Origin of the sequence: Anoxybacillus sp. EFIL (assembly GCF_013096955.1) — a bacterium.
Lineage (GTDB): Bacteria > Bacillota > Bacilli > Bacillales > Anoxybacillaceae > Anoxybacillus > Anoxybacillus ayderensis.
On the sequence record NZ_SDLH01000008.1, the window covers coordinates 38,743 to 58,630 of the forward strand.

Here is a 19,888-nt window from a genome sequence, read left to right on the forward strand (position 1 = left end):
ATGGAAGTAAAAGCAGTCATCGAACAGCAACAAAAGAAGAAAAATATATTTGGAAAAGTAGATATTCGTGCTTATACGATGATCGGTGCACTAATTGCGATTTGGATTTTCTTTGGTATGTTAAATGAGACGTTTTTAAGCGCACGAAATTTATCCAACTTATTTACACAAATGTCGGTTACCGCTATTTTGGCAATTGGTATGGTGCTCGTCATCGTTGCGGGGCATATTGACCTTTCCGTCGGTTCGATCGTCGGATTAACTGGTGGCATCGCAGCCATTTTAAGCAACTGGATGGGAATGCCGACATCTGTTGTCATCGTATGCACGTTGCTTGCGGGAGCGCTTGTCGGTTTTGTTCAAGGATGGCTAGTTGCTTATCGCGCGATCCCAGCGTTTATCGTTACGTTAGGTGGGATGATGATTTTTCGTGGGGCGTTAATGGGGATTACAAAATCAACAACCATCCCAATTTTTGATGCTCAATTTATCGCTTTAGGAAGCGCATATTTTACAAACGCCTTTGGTATCGTGCTTGCGGTGATCGCTATTGTTTCTTTATTCGTTTCTACGTTCCGTAAGCGAAAATCGCGGCAACAATACGGCTTTACTGTCTCACCATTACCAATTGAGATTGCTAAACTACTTGTTATTAGCGTACTTATTTTGTTATTCGTTTTGACGATGAACAGTTATAAAGGAATTCCTTTTCCTATTATTTTTGTTATTGCACTCGCGTTGATCTTTTCATTCATTGCGACAAAAACGACATTTGGTCGTCATGTATATGCAATCGGAGGCAACGTGGAAGCCGCTCGTTTATCTGGCATTAACATTCAACGTCATACGATGATGTTGTTTGTTTTTACAGGATTGCTTTCTGCCATTGCTGCCCTCGTGTTAACGGCACGCTTATCATCAGCTACCATTTCAGCGGGACAAATGTACGAACTAGATGCGATTGCTGCTTGCGTCATCGGTGGAACATCGTTAATGGGTGGATCTGGTACAATTATCGGTGCAATGATCGGTGCAATGGTCATGACGTCGCTCGATAACGGGATGTCGTTACTAGGTATGGAAACATTTTGGCAATATATTGTAAAAGGAAGTATTTTAATTTTAGCCGTTTGGATCGATATTGCTAGCCGAAAACGAAAAGCGAATTAATAAGAGGCGTCCAGGAGGGCAGGAAATGCTGCCTTTCTGGCGTTTCTTTTGTATGAAAATGGAAATGTTTTAGAAATATACTGTTAGGGGGGGATATTTTCATACTTCCCATTTCATTGTTCAACGGGATGTGGGGAAGCTGATCGTTAATGCGATCAGTTTTTTTGTTGAAATATGTATTTTTTTAAAATTTCGAAAAATACATCTTGTCTATTCTGTTAATTCATATTATATTATTCTTGTGAAAATATTAAATTTTCAGAAAATAAAAAGGGGGGATTTACATGAAAAGGAAAAAGACGCTTTCTATTTTCACATCTGCTGCTTTAGCTATTGGTTTGTTAGCTGGCTGTTCAGCAGAGAAAACGTCGGAAACGACGAAAAACGGTGGAGAATCTCGAGGGGGGACAGTCATTAAAATTGCCACACAAAGTCCGCTTTCTGGTGGAGCAGCAACGTTAGGAGAATCGATCAAACTCGGGGCTCAACTAGCGTTAGAAGAGCAAAAAGAAAAATTCGAGAAGTTAGGTTTCAAATTAGAACTCGTTCCATATGACGATCAAGCTGATCCGAAAAAAGGGGTAGCAAATGCTCAATTAATTGGGGCCGATCAGCAAGTTTTAGGTGTAGTTGGACATTTGAACTCAGGTGTTGCCATTCCATCCTCAGAAATTTACGAAAAATATAGCATCCCAATGGTCTCTCCAGCAAATACAGCAACAGATGTCACTGACCGAGGCTTAAAAACGGTGAACCGCATTTGTGCACGTGACGATTTCCAAGGTCCTGCAGGTGCAAAATTCGCTGTTGAAAAATTAGGAGCAAAGAAAATTTTTATCATTCAAGATAAAACAGCATACGGCACAGGCTTAGCAGAAGCGTTTAAAAAAGGAGCGGAAGAAGCAGGTGCTGAAATTGTTGGATTTGAAGGAATCACAATTGGCGAGAAAGACTTTAATGGCGTATTAAATCAGGTGCTCGCGAAAAAACCGGATCTCGTTTATTTCGGTGGTATGTATACAGAAGGTGGCATGTTAATTAAGCAAGCGCGTGATAAAGGTATTAATGTACCATTTATGGGCGGAGATGGGATGGACTCGTCAACGCTTGTTGAAATTGCGGGCGATGCAGTGAAAAATACATTCATTACATCCGCAGCAGGTATTGCAACGGCGACGGAGGCCGGAAAGCAGTTTGCTGAAAAGTATAAACAAAAATTCGGCAAAAATATTGAATCGTATTCCGCTTACGGATACGATGCGATGGGTGTTTTATTAAAAGCGATTGAAGAAGCAATTAAAGCAAACGGAAACAAACTTCCTTCCCGTGAACAAGTAGCGGAAGCGGTTCGTAACGTTCAAGATTATGAAGGAGTTGTGACAAAAGTAAGCTTTGATGAAAAAGGGGACAACAAATACGCGAAAATTTACATTTACAAATTCGAAGAAGCAACATATCCAGCTCGATTAGAAGATGAAGTAAGTAAATAATGATGAATACGTTTGAAAAGGGTATGACAGTTTGCCGTACCCTTTTCTTGTAAATTTTTTCACGAGCAAAGGGACAAGCTACATGTTTTTAGAAAAAGACAAGGAAATGGAGGAACTACATATGATCGAACATGTGCTACAAACATTACCCCAAGTCATCATCGACGGATTGGCATTGGGCGCTGTATACGCCATTGTCGCTCTCGGATATACAATGGTTTACGGAATTTTAGAACTTATTAACTTCGCTCATGGAGAAATTTTTATGACAGGTGCATTTGTTGGGACAGCGCTTTTATTATCATTTTCTGCTTTTGGCTGGCTATCTTCTATGCCGATGCTGTTGGCGTTGCTTCTCGTCCTTGTAGCGACATCGATTGTAACGGGATTGCTCGGCATGGGCATTGAGCGAATTGCTTATCGTCCGTTGCGAAATGCCCCAAAACTAATTACACTAATTACAGCAATTGGAATTTCGTTTTTATTACAAGATTTTGTTCGTTTTATTACAGAATTAAAGAAAGGAAACTACATTTTAACTGGTCCAAGTTTGTTTACTGGACAAGTAAACATTTCAGCTTCCTCTATTTGGTCAGGATTTCATGACGCCTCAGTTAAGTCCTCTTTCTTTATCGTTTTAGTTACAGCTGTTGTCATGATGGTGACGCTTGACTTTTTTGTGAATAAAACGAAGTGGGGGATGGCGATGCGTGCTGTCGCCCAAGATCGTGAAACGGCTGCGCTTATGAGTGTAAATGTCAATAAAGTTATCGCTTTAACGTTTTTTATTGGATCTGCATTAGGCGGGGCAACAGGTGTTCTTTTTGCGATTCAATATGGAACGATTGATCCATACATCGGTTTCATTTTAGGATTGAAAGCTTTTACCGCAGCGGTATTAGGTGGGATTGGAAACATTCGCGGTGCGATGTTCGGTGGCATTGTTCTCGGTCTACTTGAAATGTTTGCAGCGGCCAACTTACCGATTGTCTCTGATGGAATATTAGGAGCGGAGTACAAAGACGTGTTTGCTTTTTCTATTTTAATTATTGTTCTTATTTTCAAGCCAGAAGGACTATTCGGAAAAGTGTCGGTTGAGAAAGTGTAGGTGGTCGAGATGAAAAAATGGTTGAACGTATTGGAGAAAAATAAACGTCTTCAGGCGACCGTGATTGGTGTGTATATTGCTACCACGTTTATCAGTTTATATTTAGCACAAAAATCAGTTGTTGCTTTTTTGCTTTTGCTTTCCTCGCTTTTGTTTTTATATTTTACGTCATTTTCGAATCGTGTGAAGTGGGTCATCGGCATTCTCGTATTAAGTGTGCTATTGCCTCTAGCCGCAAGCCAAGGAGAAGCTTATCAATCATATATGGAAGTGGCCACGTTAGTCGGAATTTACATTGCGATGGCGCTCGGATTAAACATTGTCGTAGGGCTTGCCGGTCTTTTAGACTTAGGGTTTGTAGCTTTTTTTGCCATTGGTGCCTATACGTACGGTATTTTCGCGACAGCACAAGCAAACAACTTTATGCCATTTGGAAAGTATCCGTTATCCGGGGAAAGTTTTTGGATATTTTTAATCATCGGTTGTATTGTTGCTGCGATATTTGGAGTGTTGCTCGGCATTCCGGTGTTACGAGTAAAAGGCGATTATTTAGCGATCGTAACGCTCGGATTTGGAGAAATTATTCGTATTATTTTTAATAATTTGGATAAACCAGTTAACATTACAAACGGTGCGATGGGGCTCGCTTCTGTTCAACCGCCCAAACTGTTCGGGATTGAATTTATGTACCCGAGTCAATTTTATTATGTTGTATTAGTGATTTTGTTGCTTACGATTTTTATTGTCCGTCGTTTAGAATATTCGAAAATTGGTCGAGCATGGAAAGCGGTGCGGGAAAATGAAATTGCCGCACAAGCGATGGGCATTCCGCTCGTCCGTACAAAGTTGATGGCGTTTGCCGTTGGCGCTTCATTTTCAGGAATGATGGGGGTTGTATTTGCAGCAAAACAGACGTTTGTTGATCCAACAAGCTTTACACTGCTCGAGTCTATTACAATTCTCGTCATGGTCATTTTAGGAGGCATGGGTAGCGTTCCGGGGGTTATACTCGGTGCAGCGCTCGTAACGATTTTAAATCTTCAAGTGCTTACAGAATTAACAAACTGGTTGAACCAGCTTAGTTTAAGCGGAGTCGTTCACATTCCTGATGCGCTATCTCCAGCCAAAATGCAACGGTTTATTTTTGGCTTGATTTTAATTGTCTTTGCCTTGTATCGTCCACAGGGATTGTTGCCGGCAAAAAATCCTCGTTTTGATGAAAAAGAGTTGAAAAGTGGTGTAACAAACGTAGCAGATGGAAAGGAGGGAGCAAAAGGTGTCTATTTTAACGGTTAAACAATTAACAAAGCAATTTGGTGGGCTTATTGCAAACAACAATATTGATATGGATGTACAAAAAGGGTCAATTACAGCTGTTATCGGACCGAACGGTGCAGGGAAAACAACATTGTTTAACATGGTCACAGGGGTGTATCAACCGACGAGCGGTGATATTTTATTAAATGGCGAGTCGCTCGTTGGATTAAAGCCCCATCAAGTTGCACAAAAAGGCATTTCGCGTACGTTCCAAAATATCCGTTTATTCGGAGCGATGACCGTATTAGAAAACGTCATGGTTGGCATGCATACGCATTTACGTAGCGGGTTATTTCATATGATACTTTCTACTCCATTGATGCGCAAAGAGGAAAAAGAAGCGAAACAAGAGGCGTATCGTCTTTTGCAATATGTCGGTTTGGAGTCACTTTATAACGAAGAGGCAAAAAATTTACCTTATGGGGCGCAGCGAAAACTTGAAATTGCCCGCGCACTAGCGACGAAACCAAAAGTGTTGCTATTAGATGAGCCTGCCGCTGGAATGAATCCGAAAGAGACAGCGGAATTGACTAAGCTTATTTATGATATGCGTGAACAATTGCAACTAACGATTATTTTAATTGAACATGATATGAAGCTCGTTATGGAAATTTCTGAACATATTATTGTGTTAGATCATGGAGAAAAAATTGCTGAAGGTACGCCGGATGACATTCGAAATAATGAAAAAGTCATTGAAGCTTACTTAGGAAAAGGAGCGACAACAGCATCGTAGGGGGGATGGCGAGTGAGTTTGTTGCGTTTAGAGCGCGTTCATACGTTTTATGGTGGAGTTCATGCGCTAAAAGGAATTGATTTAGAAGTATGTGAAGGGGAAATTGTGACGTTAATCGGCAGTAACGGTGCGGGAAAATCGACGACATTAAAAACAATTAGCGGACAAGTGAAGGCGAAAAGCGGAAGCATTGTATACGAAGGAAAAAACATGACAAACACACCACCACATGTAACCGCGTTGGCAGGCATCGCCCATGTTCCTGAAGGTAGGAGAATTTTTCCGCGATTGACGGTAAAAGAAAATTTAGAAATGGGCGCCTTTTCGGTGAACGATAAAAAAGAAATAGCTGAACGAATGGAGCGAGTCTTTCATTATTTCCCTCGGCTAAAAGAGCGTCTACAACAAAAAGGGGGAACAATGAGTGGAGGAGAGCAACAAATGTTAGCGATCGGTCGTGCTTTAATGATGAAACCGAAGTTGCTCATGTTAGATGAACCGTCGATGGGATTAGCTCCAATTATCGTTGAGCAAATTTTCCACATTATTCGAGAGTTAAACGATGAGGGAATGACAATTTTGCTTGTCGAACAAAACGCGTTTCAAGCGTTGCAAATCGCGCATCGTGGCTACGTCATTCAAACAGGAGAAATTACAATGTCAGGTACAGGAAAAGAACTGCTTGGAAACGAACAAGTACGAGAAGCATATTTAGGGTGAAACATAAGGCGTCTGGCGACAAAAGCTAGCGCCTTTTTGTATAATTGTTTCGGAGGGATGGATGTGCACATTGATACAGTGATATTGCGACATTTAGAAATGGAATTAAAATCACCGTTTACAACAAGCTTTGGAACGATGAAAACGCGACCCGTTTTATTAGTGGAAGCGATCGATGAAAATGGCGAGCGAGGATGGGGGGAAGGTGTTGCTTTTTCTGCCCCTTGGTATACGGAGGAAACGTTGGAAACGACGTGGCATATGCTCGAACATTTTTTAATTCCGCTTCTTTTTCAAGAACCCGTTTATCATCCGGATGAACTGCACGCCCGATTTTCGATGATTCGCCGCAATTACATGGCCAAAGCAGCGCTTGAAGGGGCGGTATGGGATTTGTTCGCCAAACGACGTAGGATGTCATTAAGCGCGGCGCTCGGCGGTGAAAAACAAGAAGTGGAAGTTGGAATAAGCATCGGTATTCAGCCAATAACGAATTTGCTAAAACGAATGGAACAAGCGCTTGCGGAAGGATACCGGCGTGTAAAAATAAAAATTAAGCCAGGATGGGATGTGGATGTCGTTCGTGTCGTTCGTCAACATTTCCCTAATGTTCCGCTTATGGTCGATGCAAACTCCGCTTACTCGTTACACGACATCGATCGCTTACAAGCGCTCGATGACTATGAGTTGCTTATGATTGAACAGCCGCTTGCTGTAGATGACATCGTTGATCATGCGAAATTACAAGCAAAGCTAAACACACCGATTTGTTTAGATGAGAGCATATGTTCATACGAAGATGCCAAAAAAGCAATTGAATTGCAAAGTTGTCTAATCATCAATATAAAAATTGGCCGAGTAGGCGGGTTAACGGAAGCGAAACGCATTCATGATTTATGCCAAAAACATCATATTCCTGTATGGTGCGGCGGCATGTTAGAAGGTGGAGTCGGACGAGCGCATAGCATCGCTCTAGCAACACTTCCGCATTTTTCTTTGCCAAGCGATACTGCTGCGTCGGCAAATTATTGGGATCGTGATTTCATTGATCCGGAAGTTACCGTTCATCATGGACGCATTTTCGTTTCGAAACAGCTTGGTATAGGCTATGAAGTGAATATGAAAGAAGTTGAAAGGCGTGTCGTTCGTTCAAAAGTATATAACCGTATGAAAGGATGAGGATATGTTTGACCCAACGATTTTTGATAATTTAAAAACAGTTGTTGAAGGAGCCGTTTACGATTTAGATACAAATGATGAACTCATTGCGATCATTGATCGCTCAGACATCGTTGACTTAGCGAAATTTACGCGCGCGTACGCTCTCTCTTTTCAATTGCGTCATGCTCATCAATTGACGTGTACTATTTCGCTTGAAATGACGCTCCAACATATTGCAAACGAGTTGTTACACGAAGATGTCACGAACGCAGGTTGCACCGTGACGGTTTCGTTTTCTTTTTCAGCTACACATGTCGATTGCCAAGCCGTAGAACAGGCGCTAAAGCGCATTTGGGGGGAACAGCGCACAGTTATCCAAACGTTAACGTATACATACCCAAAACATGAACGATATACTCATCAAGTGACGATTGATTTCGAACGTACGATTAACGAAAGCCATGTTGACGATTTATTACAGATGATTCCATATATCATTCGTTCGCTTGAACAGTTGCTTTTGTATGCTGAACAAAAATAATTGAAGGAATGTGATATTCCAAGTATGATAGAAGTGAAAATGATTATAGTTATCATACTTGGAGTGTTGCTGAATGAAAAAAGTATATTTTTGTAAAAAGAATAAATTTGCAACGAAAACGTTGTATCAATTTTTAAAACAAACGTTCAAACATGTGAAAGTGAAGCGAAAAGATTGCATCGGCAAATGCAAAATGTGCAAACATTGTCCGTTCGTTTTAATCGATGGAGAAGCTGTAAAAGCGACGACGACGGACGAATTGTATGATCGTATTTCTTATGAAATGACAAAACAATGGTGGACGTTTCGGGAAAAATAAGCAGGAATTTTTTTATTTTTGTTTAATTTCATGTGTGAAAGGGGGGAAAATGATGTGGTCAGAAGTCAAACAAGTGTTATCTCGCATGATGTCCTCACTTGCTTTTGAAACATGGATTGAAGGAACGACAGCGACGATGGAAGAACATACGGTCACTATTCATTGCACAAACCCAATGCAAAAAAGTTGGATTGAAACGTTGTATATGTCTTACATTGAACAAGCGATCGAAAAAGTTTGCGGAAAACGGGTGGTTGTCAAGTTAGAGGCACCCCATGAACTCTCTAATGAGCAATTTATGCGTATGTGGAACTACATGATTACCCTCGAAAAACAAACGTGGCATCTTGAAGCGCGCGTCACAAAAGTGGAACGGCAAATGGAAGAAATAGAAAAAGAAGTGGCGCAACTGCGCGAACGGACAGATTTTCTTGAACGACTGCTTGGAACAGATGAGAAACCTGTACAGAAAACGTATATTCATTAAAAAGAGACTTATTCTCAATGCTATTGAACAGGGTGCTTGTTATCGTATCTTAAGGCACCCTGTCGCTTTATTTAATAAGTTTTTATAAAAACGGGTTGCGCCATTCCATAAGCAAAGCGTAGTTGCACGACTGGGCATCTTCTAAATAATTAGCGACAACCTTCACTGGCGTGCGACCGCAGCGAAGTAAAAAAGTAATAACAGGGTCTGTGAGTTTTCCGTTTATAACTGCATCTACATATTGTTCGGCAGTCATTTCATTGGCATATCGATGATACCCTGGCATTCGACTCCCACCTAATAGCCGTTCAAGCTTTTGATGGACGACAACTTCGTACATCGACTGCATGAGCCATTTTCCTAACCCGAGTTTGCGATATGCTGGACGCACACCGATGTCAACGACGTATAACGTATTGCCGTTTCGATTATGATTGCGAATATATCCGTTGTCCGTTATTTCCTCCCACGTATGATCGGCGTCGTTCGGATGGTAGTTCACAATTAAACCGGTCATCGATCCGACGACTTCCCCGTCAATTTCGACACATAACGCTCCTTCTGGAAAAAGTGTCATATGATTCATGAGCTGCTCTTTATTCCACCATAGTTCAGATGGGAAAGGGGGTGGAAAGCTTTCTTGTTGAATCCGAATTAACGCATCGATATCTTTTTCTTCATAGTTGCGAATGAGTGCAGGAATAGGACGATCATCATGAAATACGTAAAGTTGCTTTTTATACATTGTCTTCCTCCTTATGTCCAATCTACATATAAATCTGTGCGACGGTCGCGCCAAGTGGTTACCGATCCACGCTCGCGAACGTCGTAAAGAAGCTGTAAATCAAGATCAGCTGTAATAATCATATCGTCGTTTATTTCTCCTTCGGCTAAAACACCGCGTGGTGGGAACGGAATATCGTTCGGTGTAATGATCGCTGCTTGTCCGAAGTTTGCGCGCATAAAATCAACGGTTGGCAACGACCCGACTGTCCCTGTCGTGACGACGTATACTTGATTTTCGATCGCACGAGCATGGCATGTGTAGCGTACGCGATGAAATCCGTGGCGATCATCGGTACACGACGGACAAAAAATGACGTCCGCTCCTTTTGCACGTGCCATGCGTACAATTTCAGGAAATTCAATGTCATAACATGTTAAAATCGCAATCGTTCCTTTTGTTGTTTGAAACACATGTAATGAATCGCCGCCATGCATATTCCATTCGTTCACTTCCGTCGGCGTAATATGTAACTTTGCCTGTTCAGCAATCGTTCCATCGGGATAAAATAAATGAGCGACATTATATAGTCGATCCTCTTTTTTTATGACATGTGTCCCGCCAATAATATGCATATTCGTCTGTTTCGCAAGTGTTGAAAATAATGAGCGATAGGCGTCTGTAAACGTTGGAAGCTCTTCAATTGTTATTCCATCTCCAATGGACATAAGTTGTGTTGTAATAAACTCAGGGAAGAGCACGAACTCAGCACCGAATTCTTGCGCTGTTTTTATATAATGTTCGACTTGTTTTGCAAACTGTTCAAATGATGGAATCGTATGTAAATGATACTGAACCGCACTGACGCGCATTTTCAATGAAACTCACCTTCTTTTTTGTATTTTTTCCCCATTATTATAACGAAAATTTTTTATTTTGTCTGAATCGAAGCATCGTTTGTGTAGAAAACAAAATACATGTGTTACAATAGCGTTAAAGGAGGAATGTGAAATGAGTATTTACGATTTTCATGTACGTACAATTCAAGGGGAAGAGCAATCGTTAGCGCAGTATAAAGGAAAAGTATTATTAATCGTCAATACAGCAAGCAAATGTGGGTTGACGCCACAATACGAACAATTGCAACAATTGTACGACAAGTATAAAGAACGAGGCTTTGTTGTGCTCGGTTTTCCGTGCAATCAATTCGGAAATCAAGAACCGGGATCAGAGGATGACATCTCACAGTTTTGTCAACTCAATTACGGTGTGACGTTTCCGATGTTTGCGAAAGTAGACGTAAACGGTCCAAACGCTCATCCGCTCTTCATTTACTTAACGGAACAAGCGCCAGGTGTGTTAGGAACGAAAGCGGTGAAATGGAACTTTACAAAGTTTTTAGTTGATCGCAAAGGTCAAGTTGTTGAGCGGTTTGCCCCAACGACAAAGCCGTTCGAGCTTGAACAACATATTGAATCGTTGCTTCATGAACCCGTCTCTGAATGAAAAAGAGACGGTTTTTTGTTGGGCGTAATCGATTTGTCTATACCGATTTTTGTATAGTGCATATGCTGAGATAGTAGAGATTGACGCCAAATAGGAGGGGTTATATGTTCATTGAACCTTGGATCGTAGATGAAACGATGCATGAGTTTTTCGTACCGGATTATATTGAACAAATGGCAGAAGATGTTTTGCGTCATTATGATTTATCTGTTCAAAGTAGGCAAGTCGTCACGACGAAACCGGACAAAGGAGGAGCCATTTGGAAGTTAGAAACGAACAAAGGGCCAAAAAGTTTAAAATTGCTTCATCGTCGTCCAACACGCAGTTTGTTTAGCCTTGGCGCTCAGCGATATTTAGTCGATGTGCAAAAAGCAAATGTCCCACCGATTGTTCAAACGAAAGAAGGAACGGATTATGTGGAGGCTGGAGGGAAGCTATGGTTTGTTGCGGAATGGATCGAGCCGTTATTTCCTGTAACGAAAGATTTAGAAGGGGCAAAACAGCTTTGTTATGCACTTGGTAAATTTCATCGTTTAAGTAAAGGATACGTTCCTCCAAAAGGAGCAGAAATCGCGTCCCGGCTGTATAAATGGCCGAAAACGTACGAAAAAACAATAAACAAAATGGACTGGTTTCGCCAATTAGCGAAGGCGTATAAAGAGATGCCTGCAAGCGCGATGTTATTGGAAGTTGTCGACCGCTTTCAGGCGCAGGCGCGCGAAAGTTTCACTAGACTACAACAATCTCCGTATGACCAATTAGTTGAACTTGGACATAGTGAATGGGGATTAGTGCATCAAGATTATGGGTGGTCGAACGGACAAATGGGTGCGAATGGCATGTGGATTATCGATTTAGATGGTGTCGCGTACGATTTGCCCATTCGAGATTTACGAAAACTGATTTCCGGTACGATGGCTGATTTATACCGTTGGGACGCTCAATGGGTGCGAGAGATGATTCGAGCATATCATGAAGCCAATCCAATTGACGCTTCATTATATGACATATTGATGATTGATTTGTCACTTCCGAATGAATTTTACAAAAACTTAAAAGAAGTCGTATATGAGCCAGAGTTATTTTTAACGGAACAAACGATGCAACTCATTGAGATCATTGTTGCAACGGATGAAACGAAATGGCCGGTTCTTGCGGAAATTGAAAACGATTGGAAGGAGAACGGAAACAGATGAACATTTTAATGATTTGTACAGAAAAACTACCTGTTCCTCCCGTGCTCGGTGGTGCGATTCAAACGTATATTGCTGGCATCCTCCCCCATCTTCACCGCGCACATCGTATTACGGTATTAGGTGTACAACATGAAACACTGCCAAATGAAGAAACGATCGACGGCATTCATTATGTACGCGTTCCGGGTGGGATATTTGACATATATCTCGAACACGTCGTTCAATACGTGCAAGCTCATTCGTTCGATCTTATCCACATTTTTAACCGCCCACGTCTCGTTTTACCAATTCGTCAAGTTGCTCCTCATGCAAAAATTACGCTGAGCATGCATAACGATATGTTTCAACCTACGAAAATCAATCGTGAAGAAGCAGAGGAAGTCGTGAAGCAAGTATGTGCGATTGTCACTATTAGCGACTATATCGGTCAAGTCATTCGCGACCTATATCCAGAAGCAGAGGGAAAATTGAGGACGATTTACTCAGGTGTCGATTCCGATCGATTTTTACCAGGGAATCATCCGAATATGGCACCGATTCGTAAGAAACTACGTCAGGCGCATGGGATCGATCAAAAAACAGTCATTTTATTTGCTGGGCGTTTGTCGCCAAATAAAGGGGTTGACAAACTGATTCAAGCGTTGCCGGAACTTGCGAAGCGATTTAACGACTTAGCGCTCGTCATCGTCGGAAGCAAATGGTTTAGTGAAGAAGGGACGACGGACTATATTGCTTACGTTCGTTCGTTAGCTAAAAGATTACCTATTCCTGTCGTGGCGACAGGATTTGTGCCGCCAAATGAAATTCAACATTGGTTTGCCGCAGCTGATTTATTTGTTTGTACGTCGCAATGGCAAGAGCCGCTTGCTCGCGTTCATTATGAAGCGATGGCAGCCGGGCTTCCGATTGTTACAACTGCTCGTGGTGGCAATCCAGAGGTCATCGTTCCAAATGAAAATGGTGTTGTTGTCGAAAGACCAGAAGATCCGCAAGACTTTGTGGAAAAAATGGCATATGTGTTGTCCAATCGTACGCTAATGAAAAAAATGGGGGAAAACGGGCGTAAATTAGCAACATCACTTTATCGTTGGGAGCGGGTGGCATCAGACCTACTCCGTGTATGGCAACATGTCGAACAAACTGAGCTTTCGCCAATACAAGCAACTGTTTCTGTTGAAGAAATCGTTGAGCAAGTCGTTGAAAAACAGCCGACCGAGCCAGTTTTACCATCTTTACAGCCAATTCAAGAAGAAGTGGTGTTGAATAAAAAAAGGAAAAAAGCATTTGTATGGGCGATTACGACATAAAACTCCCACTTATGTTTGTGGGAGTTTCGGTCTTGTTTGCATATATAAATAAAAGTCATCGTTTTGTTTTTCTGTAATGACGTCGCGTAAAATTTGAGCAAGGACTGTGCTATACACGGTTCCGTTATCTCCGTAAGCATAGACGAAATAACAGTTTGGAAAGGAATCGTACACACCAATCATCGGAAGACCATCATGTGTCCCACCGTAAAAGGCAGCTAAATAAAATTCAGGAACGACGCGAATATCGGGGAAAAGTCGATGAAATTCCTCGATCAGTCGTTCTTTTTTATGCATAAGCTTAGCGTCGCGATCATCCGCATACGCTGTATTTTCATCAAGCCCTCCGATAATAATGCGATCGTCAGCCGTTGTTCGCATATATACATACGGACGGGCTGTCTCCCAAATGAGCGTTCGTTTATACCAACTTGAAAAATCTTCAACTCGATTTGTAATAACCGCATACGAACTAACGAGTAACGCTTTTTTTTCTTGTTTCACTTCTAACGTTTCGTAGCCTGCGGCAAAAATGACTTTCCGAGCTCGAATGGAATGCCCATTTTTCGTATAACATGTTGCCATATGTTGTTCGAGTTTTTTTCCGTTGATTTCTGTTTCTTCGAAAATACGCACGCCACGTTGTTTTGCATATTCCAATAAACCAATTGTCAATTTATACGGATTTAATTCTCCATCCCCCGTTGTATATAAAGCAGCATGTTTTGCAAATGGGTAATGGCTACGAATTTGTTGTTCATTCAACCAGACAACAGGATAGCCTTGTTTTTTTAACGCCGTATATTCTTTTTCAAGCTTTTGGACATCTTCGGCCACGCTTGCATAATACAAACTATCCCTTCTTTGAAATTCTACATCGATATGTAAGCAATTTGCTGCCCGTTCAAGTTCATCGACGGCTTGTTGACAAAGCGTTAAATGACGTGCGGCATACGTTTCGCCAAAGCTGTTAACGAGTTCAAAAAACATTTTATCCCCGAGACATTGAATCAGTGCTGTATTTGTCATCGTACTTCCGTATCCTGCTTTTCGTTTATCGACCACAACAACGTCTAAATTTGTTTCACTTAAATAATAGGCGCATAACGCTCCTGAACCGCCCGCTCCGACAATCAACACGTCGCATTGTATGTCGTTCTCAAGAGGGGGATACGAAGGAGCATCGGGAAATGTCGTTGGCCAATATAACTTTCCTGTTTGTAAATCCATTGCGATAGCCACCTTTCTTTTTTGTTCTGGTCTTTTTTAGATTGACCTGCATATGTAAAAGTATGCGACAACAACAATGGGATTTATATATTGACATAGCAAAAAGCTTTCTTATTTTTGGAATATTTGATAAAATAGGACGGAACGACAATGGGCATGTGAGAAAGTAGGGATGGAATGTGAAAGTATTTTTGGACTTAATGTGGTTTTTTAAGCAAGAAAAAAAAGCGTATATGATCGGAATTATATTGCTTGCGATTGTATCGTTGCTTGAGCTTGTCCCACCGAAAGTGATTGGGCACGTTGTTGATGCTGTAAAAGCGGGGGAACTGACGAAAGAAAAGCTCGCTACGTGGTTAAGCTTGCTCGCAGGTGTAGCGATTTGTATGTACGGTTGTCGTTACGTTTGGCGGACGATGATTTTCGGATCAGCAGCGAAGCTTGCTCGGCTTTTGCGCGATCGGCTGTACGGTCACTTTACAACGATGTCTCCGTCATTTTACCAAAACCGCCGCATCGGTGATTTAATGGCACATGCGACAAATGATTTACAAGCGATTCAGCAAACAGCGGGTGTTGGCGTCTTAACGCTTGTCGATTCACTATGCATCGGGGGTTTTGTCATTGCGACGATGGCATTTACGATTAGCTGGAAACTGACGCTCATTTGTTTATTGCCAATGCCGCTTATGGCTTATTTAACAAGCTATTACGGGTCGTTGCTTCATCAACGTTTTCATCATGCGCAAGAGGCATTTTCTGCTTTAAACGATAAAGTGCAAGAAAGCATTGCGGGCATGAAAGTAATAAAAACGTTCGGACAAGAAAAAGAAGAAATCGAATCGTTTCGAGTACAAGCGGATGACGTCGTTCAAAAAAATATGGCGGTTGCTCGCATTGATTCATTGTTTGATCCAACGATTTCGCTCATTGTCGGCGTGTCGTTTTTTTTAGCGATTGTTTTTGGTGCTCGTTTTGTCGTTCAAGGAGAGTTGACAATTGGGCAACTCGTTTCTTTTACGATGTACTTAGGACTTCTCATTTGGCCAATGTTAGCGTTCGGATGGCTATTTAATATTGTCGAACGCGGTCGCGCTTCGTATGACCGTGTTTCCTCGTTATTGCGTGAAAAACCAGATATACAAGAAAATGAAGGATTACTTGATGAAGTACCGACAGGCCACATCACGTACGACATTCGTTCCTTTACGTATCCGAATGAAACGAAGCCAACATTACAGCACATTCAGTTTACGTTAAAAAAAGGAGAAACGTTAGGGATTGTTGGGAAAACAGGAGCCGGAAAGACAACGCTTTTAAAAGTATTATTGCGCGAGTTTGTTGGAATGGATGGGGACGTTTATTTTGGCGGACATTCCATTACACAATATCGGTTAGAACGATTGCGCGAAGCCATTGGTTATGTACCACAAGATCATTTTCTTTTTTCTGCCTCCATTCGTGACAATATTGCTTTTGCTCGACCAGATGCGAGTCAAGAAGAAGTAGAGCATGTTGCCAAACTCGCTCAAGTGCACGATGATATTGTACAGTTTCCAGAAGGGTACGAAACAGTTGTTGGTGAAAGAGGTGTGTCTTTATCTGGAGGACAAAAGCAACGGCTATCGATTGCGCGTGCATTGCTCCTTGATCCGGAAGTGCTTATTTTAGACGATTCACTATCCGCTGTTGATGCTCAAACGGAAGAGCGCATTTTACGAGCGTTGAAAGAAAATCGGGCAGGCAAAACGACGATTATTGCGACGCATCGGTTAAGTGCTATTCAACACGCGCATTTAATTTTAGTGCTTGAAGATGGAAACATTGTTCAGCGAGGTACGCACGAAGAGCTTGTTTCCAAAGACGGTTGGTATCGAGATATGTACGTTCGCCAACAGCTTGAACAGTTTGTGGAACGTGGAGGTGTACAATGAGATCGAATATGAATCAACGGCAAGTGTTTATGCGGCTCATGAGCTATGCGATACCGCATCGAAAGTCGCTGTTTTTTGCTTTTTTTCTTTTAGCCTTAACGACTGCGGGCGAAGTGCTCGGTCCGATTATTGTAAAAGTGTTTATTGATGACTACTTAACACATATGACATTTCCGCTTCAAGCAATGATCGGATTGGCAGCCGCTTACATCGCGATTCACATTGGGAAAGTCGTTCTATCTTATTTTCAATTGTTAAAGTTTCAAGAAATTGCACTAAAAATTATTCAACAACTTCGTATCGATGTTTTTTCTAAAGTACAATCGTTAGGAATGCGCTATTTTGATCGGACACCAGCGGGAAGTATCGTATCGCGAGTGACAAATGATACGGAAGCGATTAAAGAAATGTTTGTTGAAGTGCTCGTCACATTTATCCAAAGTGCTTTTTTCTTAGTCGGTGTATTCGTTGCGATGTTTTTGCTCGATGTTCGTTTAGCTACTTTTTGTTTAGTGATTTTACCGGTTATTTATATCATTATTCGTACGTATCGAAAGTATAGCTCGGTGTTTTATAGCGATTTGCGTGAGCGGTTAAGCCAGCTAAATGCAAAGTTAAATGAGTCGCTTCAAGGTATGGCGATTATCCAAGCGTTCCGCCAACAAAAGCGAATGAGAGAGCAATTTGGAGACATTAACGAAAAACATTATATAGCGGCAATGAAAAATATTAAACTTGATAGTTTATTGCTTCGTCCAGCGACAGACGTCGTTTATGTGTTTTCGCTTATTGTCGTTTTAAGTTATTTTGGCATCTCTTCTTTTCAAAGTCCGGTTGAAATCGGTGTGTTGTACGCCTTCGTCAATTATTTAGAGCGTTTTTTTGAACCGATTAACCAAATGATGATGCGTTTATCGATGTTTCAGCAAGCGCTCGTTGCTTCGTCGCGCGTGTTTCAATTGTTAGATGAACGAGAAGAAGAACCGAAACAATATGAGCAACCACTTGTTATTGAAAAAGGAACGGTGGAATTTCGTAATGTATCGTTTAGTTACGATGGAAAACGAGACGTGTTAAAAAACATTTCGTTTATCGCTCGACCTGGGGAAACAGTTGCGCTCGTCGGTCATACAGGAAGCGGAAAAAGTTCGATCATTCAACTGCTCATGCGCTTTTACGAGTTTGAACGCGGTGACATTTTGATTGATGGACATTCCATTAAAGCATATCCGAAAAGAGAATTGCGAAAAAATATCGGCCTTGTCCTTCAAGATCCGTTTTTGTTTTATGGGACGGTGCGAGATAACATTCGACTTCATCATAAACGTTTGACAGATGAAGATATAGAACAAGCTGCGGCATTTGTTCAAGCCCATTCGTTTATTGAAAAATTGCCAAAACGGTACGATCATCCCGTGACAGAGAGGGGGACGACGTTTTCGAGTGGCCAACGTCAACTCATTGCATTTGCTCGTACGATTGCAATCAATCCGAAAATATTAGTGCTTGATGAAGCAACGGCAAATATCGATACAGAAACAGAGGAAGCCATTCAACAAGCGCTCGAAAAGATGAGAAAAGGGCGAACGACGATTGCGATTGCCCATCGCTTATCAACGATTCAAGATGCCGATCAAATTCTCGTTTTGCATCAAGGTGAAATTGTTGAGCGCGGCACGCATCAACAGCTGCTTGCAAAACGAGGGTTATATTATCGGATGTACGTCTTGCAAAATGGGTTAACCGAAGATGTGTGTATATAAAAGTTTCTGAAGCTTGTTTTAGTTTTGTCAAGCACAATTGTTTGTCAAGCACATTTGTCGAAACCGCCATATTAAGTGGCGGTTTTGCAATAAATGATTTCCCCTAGTTTTGGTACACATAGCTGCTCGCTTGGAAAGTTGCGCCGTTCCCATTCGGCATATAGGCGATCTAGCGCTTCTTTTGGTGTATCGTCAGCGAGTGGAAATGTACCGTAATGCATCGGAATAAATGTTTTTGCACGGCAATCGACAAATGCTTGTACAGCTTCTTCTGGTGTCACATGTTGAGGCCCCATAAACCATTCTGGTTCATATGCCCCAATAGGCAACAACGCATAATCGATATGGAAACGCTCCCCGATCGCGCGAAATCCGCGAAAATATCCACTATCTCCAGCAAAATAAAACGTTGGTTTTTCTTTTGCTTCAATGACCCATCCACCCCAATGGGATGTATTCGTATCAAATAGTGTCCGCTTTGACCAGTGTTGTGCTGGAACGAACGTAAACGAAACATTTTGTTCAACAACGGTGTCCCACCAACAGCATTCCACGACACGTTCAAACCCTCTTTTTAGAAAGGAAGAACGTAACCCGCTTGGAACGAGGATGAGAGGATTTCCTTTTAACTGTTTTATGCTTGAGAAATGTAAATGGTCATAGTGGCTGTGAGAAATTAATATGACATCAACAGGAGGTACATCATAAATCGGAATGGCCGGATCAGTTAGTCTGCGAATCGTTCCTAATCGTTTTGCCCAAACCGGATCTGTAACAATGGTTAAGCCATTTATTTGAATAATAAATGTCGCATGCCCTACCCATGTGAGCAACGTTTGGTTTTTATTTGTATGTAGCAAAGAAGAGTCAATATATTCACGAGGCAAAGTGTATGACCAGTCTTTCTTTTTTTGTCTTCTTTCCGCATACCAACGCCGTAAATCAGCAAATGTTTTTGTTGTGCATACCCCATCTAAATTTTCATATCGTTTTCCCATTTTCTTCTCCTCCAATATGGGTGTTTCATTTGAGCATTCAGTATATATAAGTATACACGATGATTTCTTTAATTTTTTTGTTCGTATGAAAATGTTTCTCTTGACAATGAGAAAATGAAGCAAGTCATCCGCAAAACATCCGCATCTTGTCGTAGTGAAGTTTAAAATATATCAGAGCCAA

19 protein-coding genes are annotated in these 19,888 nt (G+C 41.5%); 15 read left to right on the top strand and 4 right to left on the bottom strand.

Annotated elements, in window-relative coordinates; all coding sequences use genetic code 11:
- From ES017_RS11830 to ES017_RS11875, 10 genes are all read left to right on the top strand, one after another.
- On the top strand, positions 1–1,170 hold the full coding sequence (locus ES017_RS11830; RefSeq protein ID WP_021094134.1) for a sugar ABC transporter permease: 1,170 nt from the start codon (positions 1–3) through the stop codon (positions 1,168–1,170).
- Between the two features lie 284 nt (positions 1,171–1,454).
- Complete coding sequence (locus tag ES017_RS11835; protein WP_021094133.1) at positions 1,455–2,660, top strand: branched-chain amino acid ABC transporter substrate-binding protein; 1,206 nt, start codon at positions 1,455–1,457, stop codon at positions 2,658–2,660.
- A gap of 121 nt (positions 2,661–2,781) precedes the next feature.
- Entirely contained in the window at positions 2,782–3,768 is a 987-nt protein-coding gene (locus tag ES017_RS11840; RefSeq protein WP_021094132.1) for a branched-chain amino acid ABC transporter permease, read from the top strand.
- A 9-nt stretch (positions 3,769–3,777) separates the two neighbouring features.
- Positions 3,778–5,064: a branched-chain amino acid ABC transporter permease gene (locus ES017_RS11845; protein WP_021094131.1), complete on the top strand. Its 1,287-nt coding sequence runs from the start codon at positions 3,778–3,780 to the stop codon at positions 5,062–5,064.
- Positions 5,045–5,821, top strand: a complete 777-nt coding sequence (locus tag ES017_RS11850) for an ABC transporter ATP-binding protein (protein WP_021094130.1) — start codon at positions 5,045–5,047, stop codon at positions 5,819–5,821. Before ES017_RS11845 ends, ES017_RS11850 begins: the two co-directional genes overlap by 20 nt.
- Positions 5,822–5,833: 12 nt before the next feature.
- The gene (locus tag ES017_RS11855; protein WP_021094129.1) at positions 5,834–6,541 is read left to right on the top strand and encodes an ABC transporter ATP-binding protein; all 708 of its coding nucleotides are present in this window, start codon (positions 5,834–5,836) and stop codon (positions 6,539–6,541) included.
- A 57-nt stretch (positions 6,542–6,598) separates the two neighbouring features.
- Positions 6,599–7,720: an o-succinylbenzoate synthase gene (gene menC, locus ES017_RS11860; protein ID WP_171335106.1), complete on the top strand. Its 1,122-nt coding sequence runs from the start codon at positions 6,599–6,601 to the stop codon at positions 7,718–7,720.
- A gap of 4 nt (positions 7,721–7,724) precedes the next feature.
- Positions 7,725–8,243 (top strand): hypothetical protein, encoded by a 519-nt coding sequence (locus ES017_RS11865; protein ID WP_021094127.1) that lies wholly within the window; start codon positions 7,725–7,727, stop codon positions 8,241–8,243.
- A gap of 73 nt (positions 8,244–8,316) precedes the next feature.
- Positions 8,317–8,562 (top strand): YuzB family protein, encoded by a 246-nt coding sequence (locus ES017_RS11870; protein WP_021094126.1) that lies wholly within the window; start codon positions 8,317–8,319, stop codon positions 8,560–8,562.
- A gap of 49 nt (positions 8,563–8,611) precedes the next feature.
- Positions 8,612–9,049 carry a DnaA N-terminal domain-containing protein gene (locus ES017_RS11875; protein WP_235045429.1) on the top strand — a complete coding sequence of 146 codons (438 nt, stop codon included), beginning with the start codon at positions 8,612–8,614 and terminating at the stop codon, positions 9,047–9,049.
- A gap of 82 nt (positions 9,050–9,131) precedes the next feature.
- Here the strand turns inward: ES017_RS11875 and ES017_RS11880 are convergent, their stop codons facing one another.
- A complete protein-coding gene (locus ES017_RS11880; protein ID WP_021094124.1) occupies positions 9,132–9,794 on the bottom strand; it encodes a GNAT family N-acetyltransferase in 663 nt (220 codons plus the stop codon).
- 11 nt (positions 9,795–9,805) lie between these two features.
- On the bottom strand, positions 9,806–10,651 hold the full coding sequence (locus ES017_RS11885; RefSeq protein WP_171335107.1) for a carbon-nitrogen hydrolase family protein: 846 nt from the start codon (positions 10,649–10,651) through the stop codon (positions 9,806–9,808).
- A 133-nt stretch (positions 10,652–10,784) separates the two neighbouring features.
- Between ES017_RS11885 and ES017_RS11890 the strand changes: the two genes are divergently transcribed.
- From ES017_RS11890 to ES017_RS11900, 3 genes are all read left to right on the top strand, one after another.
- A complete protein-coding gene (locus ES017_RS11890; protein ID WP_171335108.1) occupies positions 10,785–11,279 on the top strand; it encodes a glutathione peroxidase in 495 nt (164 codons plus the stop codon).
- Positions 11,280–11,383: 104 nt separating this feature from the next.
- Positions 11,384–12,475 (top strand): CotS family spore coat protein, encoded by a 1,092-nt coding sequence (locus ES017_RS11895; RefSeq protein ID WP_171335109.1) that lies wholly within the window; start codon positions 11,384–11,386, stop codon positions 12,473–12,475.
- Positions 12,472–13,782, top strand: a complete 1,311-nt coding sequence (locus tag ES017_RS11900; protein WP_171335110.1) for a glycosyltransferase family 4 protein — start codon at positions 12,472–12,474, stop codon at positions 13,780–13,782. Before ES017_RS11895 ends, ES017_RS11900 begins: the two co-directional genes overlap by 4 nt.
- A gap of 9 nt (positions 13,783–13,791) precedes the next feature.
- On the opposite strand, the gene ES017_RS11905 is transcribed toward ES017_RS11900, so the two are convergent.
- On the bottom strand, positions 13,792–15,012 hold the full coding sequence (locus ES017_RS11905; RefSeq protein WP_171335111.1) for an NAD(P)/FAD-dependent oxidoreductase: 1,221 nt from the start codon (positions 15,010–15,012) through the stop codon (positions 13,792–13,794).
- Between the two features lie 179 nt (positions 15,013–15,191).
- Between ES017_RS11905 and ES017_RS11910 the strand changes: the two genes are divergently transcribed.
- Together ES017_RS11910 and ES017_RS11915 are read left to right on the top strand one after the other, a co-directional pair.
- Positions 15,192–16,946: an ABC transporter transmembrane domain-containing protein gene (locus tag ES017_RS11910; RefSeq protein WP_368737192.1), complete on the top strand. Its 1,755-nt coding sequence runs from the start codon at positions 15,192–15,194 to the stop codon at positions 16,944–16,946.
- Entirely contained in the window at positions 16,943–18,709 is a 1,767-nt protein-coding gene (locus ES017_RS11915; protein WP_171335112.1) for an ABC transporter ATP-binding protein, read from the top strand. Before ES017_RS11910 ends, ES017_RS11915 begins: the two co-directional genes overlap by 4 nt.
- Positions 18,710–18,780: 71 nt before the next feature.
- On the opposite strand, the gene ES017_RS11920 is transcribed toward ES017_RS11915, so the two are convergent.
- Positions 18,781–19,707: an MBL fold metallo-hydrolase gene (locus ES017_RS11920; protein WP_171335114.1), complete on the bottom strand. Its 927-nt coding sequence runs from the start codon at positions 19,705–19,707 to the stop codon at positions 18,781–18,783.
- Positions 19,708–19,888: the final 181 nt, after the last annotated feature.